Here is a 13072-nt window from a genome sequence, read left to right as displayed (position 1 = left end):
GGAGAATCAAAGTATGAAAAAGCAAATATATATTCTGGCAACTCTGATGGCATTCACTTTTGGAATGCGCGCTCAGGACATGCACTACTCACAGTACAATGAAGCTCCTTTGTTGCTTAATCCAGCGTTGACCGGATATTTTGACGGCAATCACCGCTTTGTCCTCAATTATAAAAATCAGTGGAAAAGTCTGGGCGCAGCCTATAACAACTATGATTTTTCCTACGATATTTCTTTCAACAAAGGAAATACAACCAACGGTTTTCTTGCTATTGGTATTACTGCATTCAATGATGTAACCGGTGATGTACAATTCACCACAACAGGTGCAATCCTGAACGTAGCTTACCAACTCTACCTGAATGAAAGCAATATGTTGGGCGCTGGTATTTACGGCGGCTATGTGCAAAAAAAGCTGAGCGATGAGAATCAGATGTGGGTGAATCAATATGACGGTACAACCGGATTTGACGGAACCATTACCAGCAACGAGATGTTTACAAATATGGATTTTGCTTACACTGATTTTGGAGCCGGGTTGAATTACAGCTTTTCCAATAATACCAAAGGCTTGAAATCGAATGAGGGATTCAAATTCAATGTTGGCGGCGCAGTACAGCATGTTACCCAACCAGCCTATCAATTTACCGGCACTGCTGACGAGACAATTGATATGCGCATAAACGCGCATTTTCGTTCAGTAATTCAGATTGGCAATTCAAATCTTGCTTTGATTCCGGGTTTTTATTACTCAATGCAGGGTACACAAAAGGAAATGATTCCGGGACTTGGATTCCGGTACCAGCTTCGTGAAGAATCGAAATATACCGGATTTATCAAAGATGCCTATCTGACAATTGGAGAACAGTACAGAGCAGGAGACGCTGCAATTACCTATGCCATGATTGAACTCAACGATTTTGCCATGGGCGTTTCCTACGATGTCAACGTGTCGAAACTTAGTAAGTTCACAAATATGAATGGTGGCTTTGAGTTTATGGTGCGATACATCCTGAAAAACGATAACAGCAGCAGGACTTTGTTGTAGCAGTGTCGAAAATGAATATTCCTGATAAAGCAAAACTAAAAAACCTTAAGCAATTAAAACCAAAAAAATGAATACAAAGACCCAACATCGAATCGGCGCGGCAGGAATGTTCCTGGCCCTAATTCTTTTTTGCATGTCTGGCAATGTTCTGGCGCAGGTTGGAATTTCCTCAGCTACAATAACGCCCGACGCCTCTGCTATGCTTGAAGTCAGATCGACCACATCAGGTATGCTTATTCCCAGAGTTGCACTCACAGGGACAGCATCAGCTTTGCCAGTCACTGCTCCTGCAATCAGTTTGCTTGTGTATAATACAGCTGCTGTATCTGATGTAACTCCTGGCTTTTACTATTGGAGCGGCTCTGCCTGGGTTCGTATTTTATCAGGTACATCCACTGTTGGCTGGGCGCTGTTGGGAAATACGGGTACTGTTTCAGGAACAAATTTCTTAGGCACTACCGATGCTCAGGCTCTGGATTTTCGTACAAACAACACCATCCGCCTTCGTGTTGCCAATGGCGACCAGGTGATGGCCAATGCGCTTGGAACTGCAGCTTTGCCTTTCTGGACGTATGTTGCTGATCCCAATACCGGTGCATTTAGCCCTGGTGCAGATATTCTTGGTTATTCAACTGCTGGCGTTGAGCGTTTCAGAATGAGCACTACCGAAGCGGTTGTAAACGACCAAAGCAACGATTATGATTTCCGGGTTGAATCCAACACTGCTGCAAATATGTTTTTTGTTGATGGTGGAAATGATCATGTATTAATAAATAGCACCACATACACTGCTGGTGATATTTTCTCAGTGTACAATTCTACTGCATGGAATGCTACCAATCCCTGGCTGATTAATTCTTATAATAGTCACACCTCAGGTGGATCAGGATTCTTTGAAAACTCTGATAGCGGGAATGGCTATAATGCGTTGGAAGGATCTACTGCAGGTACCTATTCAGGTTTGTTTGGGCTTCACATTGCCAACAACGGTGCAGGTTATGGTGTTTATGGATCGTCAAATTCAAACTCAGGATGGGGTGGATATTTCATTGGTGACATTTATGTGGATGCCAGTGTTTTTACAGCATCCGATGAACGATGGAAAAAAGAAATCAAACCCATCGAAAATGCTTTGGATGCTGTTATGCAGTTGGAACCGAAGTCATATAAATGGAGAGCTGATGAATTCCCCGGAAAACATTTTGATCCTGAAAAAACCTCATTTGGATTTGTTGCACAGGACCTTGAAAAGGTATTTCCACAGGTTGTAACCAACAAGAAATTCATTACAGATCCTACCATTGATCATAGCAAAACGCGCGGCGAATCAAGCAATGTAACCGGATATTACATGGTTGATTACATCTCGCTTGTCCCGGTGCTTACAAAAGCCATTCAGGAACAACAGACAGTTATTGAAACACTGGAACAGAAAATCCAGCAGCTTGAACAGCGTCTGAATGCTCTCGAAAAATAGTTGTTGTGTTTTTATTGAAAGCATGAATTCATTGTGTTCATGCTTTTTTTCATTTATCCCAAAGTGAATTAACAGATGGTCCAATAACTACAAAATTATTGTATTTAATATTGATGGATGATGCCAGAGGCATCACATATCTGTAGAAAACCAATAACGCATACACGATCCGCCGGCTGGCGGGTCGCATATAAACAAGCATTATCAGAAGATGCAGCTCTTAATATGCGACTCCTCTGGAGTCGTAATTTTGTTTGATCAAGGTCTACAGACATGTGACTCCTCCGGAGTCGTGCAAAATTTATTTACCTGATTTATAAATCACTTTGGTATTATATCTGTTCTTGATCTTCCCCATCAGGTCGTGGTAATTGACCATGAAGACTCCAACCAGTATAAGCAGAATGAATGCAACATGAGCGAGCCCCAGTACTTCACCGTCGCCCATGCCCCAGAGCGTTGAAACTACTGGCATGAGGTAGGTGACCGATGCCACAAAAAGAATGTCTGCAATTTTTATTAAGTGGTAATACAATAGCAACGCAAGGGCTGACCCAACAATGCCAAGAATGCTCATGTACAAAATTCCATACCCGCTGCCGCTCGTGGTGCGAACGATTGAAACAAATTCCGAATACCCAAACAAGTAAATCGAGGAGCAGATTCCGGTAACAAAAAACACCATGGAAACCATTGGGAATGTCGGCACATTGCCAAGCCATCGTTTTATAAAATTGATATTCAAGGCATAGGCTGTTGTTGCAATCAGAATATAAACCCCATAGCTAAAATTAAAACTTAGCGTCTTTCCGCCTGCAAAAGCGAGCAATCCAATAATGCCGGCAAAGCCGACAATGACACCGGCAACGCTCAGCCATTTTGCTTTGTAGGCAAAAAACAAAACACCAATAATCAATGTAGAAAGAGTTGTAGTGCTGTTCAGTATTCCAGCAACATAGCTCTCGATGCCGGTTTGAGCATAGGCGAAAAGAAAAGCCGGAAGACCATTGGCCAATATTCCGGACAGCGTGAGCAGTAAAAAAGTCTTGAACGGGATTTTGAAAAGATAATACAGCGCAGGAACCAGCATGATTGCAAATGCAGCTGTCATGCGGTATGCAGCAACAATATCGCTCGGGAAATACACCAGCGCTTTTTTCATCAAAATGAATGATGAGCCCCAGGTGAGGACAAGGATCAACATAAAGATCAGAGAGACACCTTTTTTCCCGCGCATTGAATCCTCCGCTTACATCCAGCGTTTTCGTTTGAAATATAAAATCAGAAAAATAACAATCAGCAGCATGATGCCGATAATCATCGAAAAAGCGTAAGGATGTTCGCCAAATGGCAGCGCCACATTCATCCCATACAATCCAGTGATAAAAGTCAGTGGAAGTAAAGTCGTACTGATGAAAGTGAGCATTTTCATGATTTCGTTGGTACGATTGGCCTGCATAGAATCGAACGTTTTCGACAATCCTTCCAGCAATTCGCCATCATCCTCAATCATATCCCAGTTTTTCTGATAATAGTCGAGAATGTTGCCCCAGTATTCTTCCATATCTTCAACGAATCCTTTCACCTCGCCGCTTTCGAATTTGTGAAACAGACGAAGCTGAGGTTTAAATGTCGTGTTCAGCAGAATTACATTCTTTCGGGTGATTGATATTTTCTCAATAATTTTATCCGCATTGCGGCTAAACATTTCTTTATTGATCAGGTCAATTTCCGTGTCGGTTCGTTGCAGAATCACCTGCGTTTCTTTCATAAGTAATTCAAGAATTCTGTACAACAACATATCCGACGACTGCAGATACTCATCAATGTGACCATCTCCGATTTGGCGCCGGAAATCCTCGAACAGGTCGCGGATCACCCAATGAGCACTGCCAATAGTGATGATGAAATCTTTGCCCCAGAAAATTTTAATTTCCTTGACTTTAATGAAACGGTTGACCTTGTCGAAGTAAGGGAAATGCAGAATCAGGAAATAATAATCATCGTAGATGTCTATTTTCGATCGCTGAGCCCGCGTCTTGCAGTCCTCAATATCCAGTGGGTGAAAATGATACTCGTCAATCAGGAGATTATAATCTTCATCGGATGGATAAAGAATATGTAACCATTTTACTTTGTCAAGCCTGATCTGTTCAATCATAGGCTGCCCTCCTTTCCTGGTTTTGTTAATGGATCGCTACATCCCGTTTACGTTTCTGCAAAAGTAAAATAATTATGCGAACATTGGTGCTTGCCAATCCGAATTTTTAAAAACAGTTGATTCTTTCGCTCATAAAAGCCTCAATTCGCAATTAGCCTTTGTTGAAAATTTTATGTAGGTTTGTATATTCTTCAATCCTTGAATATGAAAATTCAAATTATCGTTCTGCTTTCTTTTCTATCGCTTATGCTGACATTCTGCAAGCATAAGGATGAACAGGCTCAGCTCAAAAGCGACAGTGTTGTTGCAGAGCAGACCAAAGACACAACTTTGGTTACAGACCCTGCCACTGTAGCCACGGTGGTTCCTGAAGAAAAAGACAACAAAAATGTAAGCTGGAAACAAGAAGAAATAGCCAGTGGTTCTGCCTATTACAAGCGGCGATATTGTGGAGGAGTCAAACCTACTCCTGAGTTCGAGAAGGAATTCAGCATGGAACATCCGCTTGCTTCGCAGAAAATTAAATTTGTGAATTCTGCAGATCCCTCCGATTTTGTAATTACCATGACCGATGCAAATGGGCATTTCTCTGCTGGCCTGCATGCCGGCAGCTATGATTACTATATTGTTTATACAGCTGGAAGCAATCTGCCTCCAAATCCGAATTGTCAGAAATATTTCGAAAAGACCTACGGGAAAATCACAGTTGGATCTGGCGCCTGGTCAGGCTTTAAGTTATTGTATGCGTTTCCGTGCGATCCGTGCAGCCCGCCAAAACCGTAAGCTGTCATTTGCTTTCCAATATTTCATCTTATTTGATACGTTATTAAGCGTATAAATTTTGCTTCGTACATATTATTCTCTGCTTTCGGTTTGTGAAAAGCAGCTATAAGTATATTTTATTAATTATCAGGTGTTTTGATTTGCATTAAGATTGTAGCTTTGCAAAAAAATAAGACATGAAAAAAATCTTCTCACTGAAAGCTATGCCTTATGTTGTCATGATTCTCATCGCAGGCTGCGGTGGCGCTGATAAAAAGAATAAAGACAATCCATTCTTTTCTGAGTTTAATACTCAGTTTGGCGTTCCTCCATTCGATAAAATTAAATTCGAACATTATCAGCCGGCTCTGGAAGAAGGAATGAAACAGCAGATGCTTGAGATTGATTCAATCGCAAACAATAAAGAAGCTGCGACCTTTGAAAACACGGTTGCAAAATTCGATGCAAGCGGTCAAATGCTGTCACGTGTAAGTTCAGTTTTTTACAACGAACTCGAAGCCAATACCAATGATTCGATGCAGAATCTGGCTCAGGAAATGGCTCCAAAAATGTCGAAACACAGCGATGACATTGTGCTGAATGAAAATTTATTCAAACGAATTCAGACTGTATATAGCAATCGCAGTGGCCTGAACCCCGAACAGAAAAAACTCACTGAAATAATATATCTCGATTTTGTAAGAAGTGGAGCTAACCTTGACAAGAAAGGCAAAGAGCGCCTTCGTGAAATCAATGAAAAAATGTCGGTTCTCGAGTTGCAGTTTGGCGATCATGTGATGGCCGACAACAATGCATTTCAGATGGTGATTGACAAGAAAGAAGATCTTGCCGGTCTTCCTCAGAGTGTTGTAGATGCCGCTGCTGAAGCTGCAAAAGAAAAGAAGATGGATGGGAAATGGCTGTTCACGGCTGACAAACCCAGTATGATTCCTTTCCTTCAGTATTCGGAGCGCCGCGAATTGCGCGAAAAAATTTACAAAGGATATTTCCTGCGCGGCGACAACAATAATGAAAACGACAATAAAAAAATAATTACCGAAATTGTTTCATTGCGTTTGGAACGTGCAAAGCTGCTGGGCTACCTCAATCATGCTTCGTTTATTCTCGATCGCAATATGGCCAAAACGTCTGAAAAAGTATATGAACTTCTGCAGACCGTATGGGATGCTGCACTGCCAGTTGGCAAATCAGAAGCCGCTGATATGCAGAAAATGATTGACAAGGAAGGTGGAAATTTCAAACTCGAAGTCTGGGATTGGTGGTATTATGCTGAAAAAATCCGCAAGGAAAAATATGACCTCGACGAAGAAATGCTTCGTCCTTATTTCAGTCTCGACAATGTTCGTGAAGGAATATTTTTACTCAGCAACAAGCTATATGGCATCACTTTCAAAAAGCTGGAAAACATGCCCATATATCATAAAGATGTCACTGTGTATGAAGTTTTAGATACAAATAGTCAGCACCTGGCAGTTTTATACATGGATTTCCATCCGCGCGCTTCGAAACGCGGAGGTGCATGGTGTACTTCGTACCGCGATCAGTATGTGAAAAACGGAAAGAATGTTACTCCGGTCGTCAGTATTGTAATGAACTTTACTGCTCCTACAGCAAACGGCCCCGCATTGCTCAATCTTGACGAAACACTGACCTTCTTCCACGAGTTTGGTCATGCCATTCATAGCTTTTTTGGAAATGTTACCTACGAAAGACTTTCGGGGTATGTCCCACGCGATTTTGTTGAACTGCCTTCACAGGTCATGGAGCATTGGGCGCTGCATCCTGAAATGCTGAAACTCTACGCCAAGCATTATAAAACAGGCGAAGTTATTCCTGACGAACTGATTGCCAAAATCAAAAACAGCGGCAATTTCAATCAGGGATTTGCAACACTCGAATTCATTGCGGCTGCTATTCTTGACATGGATTATCATACCCTCGAAAATTCAAACAATCTCGATGTGCTTGCTTTTGAGAAAGCATCGATGGAGCGCCTTGGCCTGATTAAAGAAATTCTGCCACGCTATCGTTCAACTTATTTCAATCATATTTTCAGCGGCGGATATTCTTCGGGCTATTACAGCTACGTCTGGAGCGAAGTTCTGGACAGCGACGCTTTTGAAGCATTTGAAGAATCAGGTGATATTTTCAATAAAAAACTGGCTGGTAAATTCCGCAGCGAAGTGTTGGCTCCCGGTGGCAAACGCGATCCGATGGAAATGTATGTTGCTTTCCGTGGCCGTGAGCCTATGGTTGATGCATTGTTGCGAAACCGCGGATTCAAAAAATAATACTGCACATCAAAATTATTTTCATAGGTTTTGGGTTTATTGGTGTATAAGCAGAAGAAAAAGCGTCTGAAAAGGCGCTTTTTCATTTCTTTTAATCTGATGCGGACTAAACATAATTTTCCTTTTCAGTTAAAGATCTTATCTGTCCGGCCTTTGATGCTATAATGCGTCTGATAATCCGTATTATTCGAAAAATCAAATTCGAATTTGGTGCAAAGAATTTATTATTTCATTTACCTTTGCAACAATTCTGAAAAATTCTATTAAAAAATGAAAACAACTGCATTTACAAAATTCCACGAGGAAATGGGCGCCAAAATGGTTGAATTCGCTGGTTTCTACATGCCTGTGCAATTCGAAGGCGTGAATTCTGAACACGAAACTGTACGAAAAGGCGTGGGCGTTTTTGATGTTTCACACATGGGCGAATTCTGGGTGAAAGGCCCGAAAGCGCTCGACTTTATTCAATATGTAACCACCAACGACGCATCTGTGCTTGTTGATGGCAAAGTACAGTATTCCTGTCTGCCGAATGGCAAAGGTGGTATTGTTGACGATTTGCTTGTTTACCGCATTGGCGCCGAGAATTATTTACTGGTTGTGAATGCGTCGAACATTGAGAAAGACTGGAAATGGCTTGTTCCCCATGCAGAAAAATTTGGGTTGACCATTGGGACTGACTTCAGAAATGAATCCGACGATTATGCTCAGCTTGCCGTACAAGGACCGCTTGCGCTAAAAGCCATGCAGAAGCTTACAGCAACTACCATTACCGATATGGAATATTACACCGTGAAAGTAATTGAATTTGCCGGTGTTAAAGATATCGTTTTTGCTACTACTGGTTACACCGGCAGCGGCGGGTGCGAGATTTATATGAAGAATGCTGATGCTGAAAAAATATTTAAAGCCGTTTTCGAAGCTGGCGCTGAATTCGGAATCAAACCCATTGGACTGGCTGCCCGCGACACACTGCGCCTCGAAATGGGATTTTGCCTCTATGGCAATGATATCGATGACACCACCGCTCCAATTGAAGCTGGTCTCGGCTGGATCACCAAATTCACCGATGCCAAGAATTTTATTGACAAGGAATTTAATCTGGGCCTGAAAAACGGTGGTGCAACACGCCGCCTTATCGGCTTTGAAATGGTTGACAAAGGTATTCCCCGCCATGAATATGAAATCTGCAGTGCAGATGGAGCGGTTGTAGGCGTAGTTACTTCCGGAACCATGGGACCAAGCGTGAAAATTGGTGTCGGCATGGGATATGTCCCTCTTGCAATGGCAAAAAGCGGCACTGAAATCTTCATCAAAGTCCGCGACAAACTGCTCAAAGCTGTGGTTGTTAAAACGCCTTTTTATAAAGGTTAATCAGTCAATCGGAAGCGATATTTTTAAAGTAAAATTTCATAGGGCTCCTCGAATTTCGGGGAGCTTTTTTGTTTATTGTCAATTAGTTAAGCTTTTTTATTTTATGCAAAAGTGTGATTTGGTTTTCACATTATCGCATAAAATAAATTGGGGATTGTCCTCCCAAAATCAACCAACGGCCACCTCAATTCCGCACTCTTGAAATTGTTCGTAAATTTGCGGAAATATTCATGTTTTGAAAAATGTTTTTGCCGATCGGTTTATCCCTCGCTGGACCATACTCTTGTTTGACATTTGTATAGTCTTGTTTTCGGTTTACATCAGTTTCCAGGTGCGCTTCAACTTTAAAGTACCGGCGTATGAAATCCATTTCATGGAAATCAGTTTTCTGGTGATACTTGCAACCCGATTGCTGTTGTTTATTTTATTCGGCACTTTTAAAAATATTATTCGCTATACCAGCACTACGGACGCAATTCGCATTTCGGCAAATATTATTCTTGGAAGCATTTTATTTGTTGCTGCCAACGTGGTTTCCTATTACGGGTTTGGCCAGCCGAATCTGGTTCCTTATTCCATTATAATTATTGAGCTGATGATGACCGCAGGTCTCATTCTCGGTTACAGAGTTATGCTTAAAGTTGCCTTTCTCGAAATGCGCGCTCCGTCAAAGGAAAAGACCTGGGTTGTTATTTTCGGAGCAGGTGAAAGTGGCATTATTACCAAAAGGGCAATCGATCGCGATGCTGGTTCCAAATACAAAGTGCTGGCTTTTTTTGACGATGATCAGAAAAAAATCGGAAAAAAAATAGAAGGCATTCAAATTCACAGTGCTGATAAACTCGAAGAACTGCTTTCGCTGAATCAGGTTGCCCATGTTGTTTTGTCCATTCAGAATCTCTCGCCGCAGCGAAAAACTGAAATCACTGACTTATGCCTGAAGTACAAAACCAAAGTGCTTGTTGTGCCGCCTGTGCGTCGCTGGATCAATGGAGAACTTTCTTTCAAACAAATCCGCAAGATCAATATCGAAGAGTTGCTGGAGCGCGATGTGATTCAGATATCCAATGAAAAAGTTGGGCAGGAGATTGCCGGACAGGTTGTTTTAATAACGGGTGCTGCTGGCTCAATCGGTAGCGAACTTGTGAGGCAAATATGTGAGTTTCATCCGGCTAAGCTTATATGTGTCGATCAGGCCGAAACACCGATGTTTCATTTGCAGAATGAGCTTGAACAGCGTCGCGTAAAAGATTATAAGATCATCATTGCCGATATTTGCGATGAGTTGAAAATGAAACAGATTTTCAGCGAATTCAGACCTGCGCTGGTGTTTCATGCCGCCGCTTATAAACATGTGCCCATGATGGAACTCAATCCTTCTGAAGCAGTGCGTAACAATGTTCTCGGGACCCGTCTGCTGGCCGATATGGCCATGGAATTCCATGCGAAAAAATTCGTTTTCATTTCCACCGATAAGGCCGTGAATCCAACCAATGTGATGGGTGCGTCGAAGCGAATCGCTGAGATGTATGTGCAGTCGCACGACAAAAAGGCGGAAACCAGATTTATCACCACCCGTTTTGGCAATGTACTTGGGTCGAATGGCTCTGTAATTCCTTTGTTTAGAAAACAGATTGAAAGCGGCGGACCAGTTACTGTTACCGATGCCAATGTTACCCGCTTTTTCATGACCATTCCCGAAGCAGTCAGTTTGGTTCTCGAAGCCGGCACTATGGGGCAGGGCGGCGAGATTTTTATTTTCGATATGGGTAAATCGGTCAAAATTCTGGATCTTGCTCAGAAAATGATTTTGCTCAGTGGCCTCACCCTTGGAAAGGACATCCAGATAGAATTCACTGGTTTGCGCCCTGGTGAAAAACTTTACGAAGAGCTGCTGGCCGATAAAGAAAACACGCTGCCAACCTATCACGAGCGCATTTTGATTGCCCGAGTGGAAAGCCGCGACGCAGCCGCCATTGATAGTGATATAAAATTGTTGTCAGGCTTGGTAAATGAAGATAACTACACTGAAATTGTGCGAAAAATGAAAACAGTTGTACCTGAATTTCAAAGTCGTAACTCAATTTTCGAGCAGCTCGACAAAAAATAATCGCTGATTAAAAAAACTTTTTTATACCTTTGCACTCCTTTCAGCATTAACCCGGAGAGGTGGGTGAGTGGCTGAAACCACCAGTTTGCTAAACTGACGTACTCGTAAGGGTACCGAGGGTTCGAATCCCTCCCTCTCCGCTGATTAGAAATGCAATCTAAAGAAAAGTCCTGAAAATCAATGCTTTCGGGACTTTTTTTATGCGCCGAAATGGCAAGAAAGTAACGCAAAATACGGCAGTTCACTGGTATTTCCGCTGGACTAAATGTTTGGGGGGCCAAGTCCAGCGGAAATGATTTTTATTCACTGAAATACAGCACTTTGCATTTTGTTTAAAGCCTAAAATTTCGTAGTTTTAACCTATTAAAAAAACGGAGGCTTAAATGGTAAACAGATCAAAAATTTCGCTCTCGTTCTACATTAAAAGAACGAAACTTCTTCAAAACGGGGAAGCACCAATCTACGCAAAAATTGTTGTGGATAAAGGGATAGAAGAAATTTCAATTGCAAAATCAGTGAATCCTGAATGGTGGAATACGGAAAAGAATGGTGTGATCGGTAACACAAAAGAGGCAAAGGAAATTAATGCTCACATTCATTATGTGCGGCTCCAGATCAACAATCACATCAATTTGCTGCGCGATGAGGTTCAGGAGCTCACGGCAAAGAATATCAAGAATTCTTTTCTCGGGATTAAAACTGATGAAAAGACTTTGGTTTCGGTCTATCAGGAACATAATGACAATGTGAAGAAACTCGTCGGCAAAGACTTTGCAAAAGCGACTTATGATCGGTATGTGACAAATCTTACGCTGCTGAAACAATACATGAATGAACGATACAAAGTAAAAGACGTGCCGCTTCAAAAAGTTACACCGGATTTTATTCGTGGTTTCGAAATATTCCTGAAAACCACGCGAAACTGCAGCCACAACACCTCAACCAAGTACTTGAAAAATTTCAAGAAAATCACCTCTATTTGCTTTGGCAACGGTTGGATAAAAATCAATCCGTTCGCTAATATCAAGTTCCATCTGGATAAGGTTGATAAAGGCTTTCTTACAGAAACAGAAATGGAAAAAATCCGGACAAAAAAGTTTAATTCAGACCGGTTGCAACAGGTTGCTGATGTTTTTCTTTTCGGCTGCTACACCGGTTATGCATACTCCGATTTAAAACGACTGTCTCCTGAAAATCTTGTTACGTCAGACGATGGCAAGCTCTGGATTCATGCACGGCGATATAAAACTGATATGATCTCACACGTCCCATTGTTGCCAGCCGCCAAAGAAATTCTTGCGAAATATCGCTTCGATAAGTATTGCATTGTCAAAAATGTACTATTGCCAGTCCTGTCGAACCAGAAACTGAATTCCTATCTGAAGGAAATTGCAGATGTTTGTGGAATTGAAAAAGAAATTACATCGCATATGGCGCGTCACACCTTTGCTACAACCGTTACACTTAACAACGATATCCCAATCGAAAGTGTTTCGAAAATGCTAGGACATAGTTCCATTTCGATGACTCAGAACTATGCGCGGCTTCTCGATAAAAAGGTTGGGCGCGATATGGATAAGCTAACGGATAAATATACGAATGGCAAGCCTCCCCTTTCATTTGAGATTTGCCCAAATTAAGATGTGCTTATAAGTCGCGCAGACAGACATTTTTAATACTGCCTTTCCCCATTTTCACTGAAGATATATTCAGGGCGAAAACTTATTCCATTTGTCCCATCGAAGTTTATTCAATTCAAACGATAAATAAACTTCATTATGGAACAGAAAAAAATCAATCGGATTCAGGCTGAAAAGCTTGGTAATCC

General features: G+C 41.8%; 9 protein-coding genes and 1 tRNA gene. 8 read left to right on the top strand and 2 right to left on the bottom strand.

Annotation, left to right across the window (positions count from 1 at the left end; translation table 11 throughout):
- The first annotated feature begins 13 nt into the window (after positions 1–13).
- Both A2W93_01175 and A2W93_01170 read left to right on the top strand, forming a co-directional pair.
- Complete coding sequence (locus A2W93_01175) at positions 14–1048, top strand: hypothetical protein (protein OFY55690.1); 1035 nt, start codon at positions 14–16, stop codon at positions 1046–1048.
- Positions 1049–1181: 133 nt separating this feature from the next.
- On the top strand, positions 1182–2525 hold the full coding sequence (locus A2W93_01170) for a hypothetical protein (GenBank protein OFY55689.1): 1344 nt from the start codon (positions 1182–1184) through the stop codon (positions 2523–2525).
- Positions 2526–2826: 301 nt separating this feature from the next.
- Here A2W93_01170 and A2W93_01165 read toward each other — a convergent pair whose 3' ends face one another.
- Positions 2827–3762 carry a hypothetical protein gene (locus A2W93_01165; protein OFY55688.1) on the bottom strand — a complete coding sequence of 312 codons (936 nt, stop codon included), beginning with the start codon at positions 3760–3762 and terminating at the stop codon, positions 2827–2829.
- 12 nt (positions 3763–3774) lie between these two features.
- Positions 3775–4686, bottom strand: a complete 912-nt coding sequence (locus A2W93_01160) for a hypothetical protein (protein OFY55687.1) — start codon at positions 4684–4686, stop codon at positions 3775–3777.
- A gap of 204 nt (positions 4687–4890) precedes the next feature.
- Here A2W93_01160 and A2W93_01155 point away from each other — a divergent pair, with 204 nt between their 5' ends.
- From A2W93_01155 to A2W93_01130, 6 genes are all read left to right on the top strand, one after another.
- Positions 4891–5469 (top strand): hypothetical protein, encoded by a 579-nt coding sequence (locus A2W93_01155; GenBank protein ID OFY55686.1) that lies wholly within the window; start codon positions 4891–4893, stop codon positions 5467–5469.
- Between the two features lie 176 nt (positions 5470–5645).
- Positions 5646–7760, top strand: coding sequence for a peptidase M3 (locus tag A2W93_01150; protein OFY55685.1), 2115 nt, complete (start codon positions 5646–5648; stop codon positions 7758–7760).
- Positions 7761–8030: 270 nt separating this feature from the next.
- Positions 8031–9134 (top strand): glycine cleavage system protein T, encoded by a 1104-nt coding sequence (locus A2W93_01145; protein OFY55684.1) that lies wholly within the window; start codon positions 8031–8033, stop codon positions 9132–9134.
- A 226-nt stretch (positions 9135–9360) separates the two neighbouring features.
- Positions 9361–11244 (top strand): hypothetical protein, encoded by a 1884-nt coding sequence (locus tag A2W93_01140; protein OFY55683.1) that lies wholly within the window; start codon positions 9361–9363, stop codon positions 11242–11244.
- A 53-nt stretch (positions 11245–11297) separates the two neighbouring features.
- Positions 11298–11384, top strand: a tRNA-Ser gene (locus A2W93_01135).
- 243 nt (positions 11385–11627) lie between these two features.
- Complete coding sequence (locus A2W93_01130; protein OFY55682.1) at positions 11628–12884, top strand: hypothetical protein; 1257 nt, start codon at positions 11628–11630, stop codon at positions 12882–12884.
- Positions 12885–13072: the final 188 nt, after the last annotated feature.

The sequence above is a fragment of the Bacteroidetes bacterium GWF2_43_63 genome, assembly GCA_001769275.1.
GTDB lineage: Bacteria > Bacteroidota > Bacteroidia > Bacteroidales > DTU049 > GWF2-43-63.
This window is presented reverse-complemented; position numbering and strand designations above follow the sequence as displayed.

Excerpts from the sequence above, each read along its gene's own strand:
- A2W93_01175 (OFY55690.1), top strand. The coding sequence starts at position 14 with ATGAAAAAGCAAATATATATTCTGGCAACTCTGATGGCATTCACTTTT.
- A2W93_01170 (OFY55689.1), top strand. The coding sequence starts at position 1,182 with ATGTCTGGCAATGTTCTGGCGCAGGTTGGAATTTCCTCAGCTACAATA.
- A2W93_01165 (OFY55688.1), bottom strand. The coding sequence starts at position 3,762 with ATGCGCGGGAAAAAAGGTGTCTCTCTGATCTTTATGTTGATCCTTGTC.
- A2W93_01160 (OFY55687.1), bottom strand. The coding sequence starts at position 4,686 with ATGATTGAACAGATCAGGCTTGACAAAGTAAAATGGTTACATATTCTT.
- A2W93_01155 (OFY55686.1), top strand. The coding sequence starts at position 4,891 with ATGAAAATTCAAATTATCGTTCTGCTTTCTTTTCTATCGCTTATGCTG.
- A2W93_01150 (OFY55685.1), top strand. The coding sequence starts at position 5,646 with ATGAAAAAAATCTTCTCACTGAAAGCTATGCCTTATGTTGTCATGATT.
- A2W93_01145 (OFY55684.1), top strand. The coding sequence starts at position 8,031 with ATGAAAACAACTGCATTTACAAAATTCCACGAGGAAATGGGCGCCAAA.
- A2W93_01130 (OFY55682.1), top strand. The coding sequence starts at position 11,628 with ATGGTAAACAGATCAAAAATTTCGCTCTCGTTCTACATTAAAAGAACG.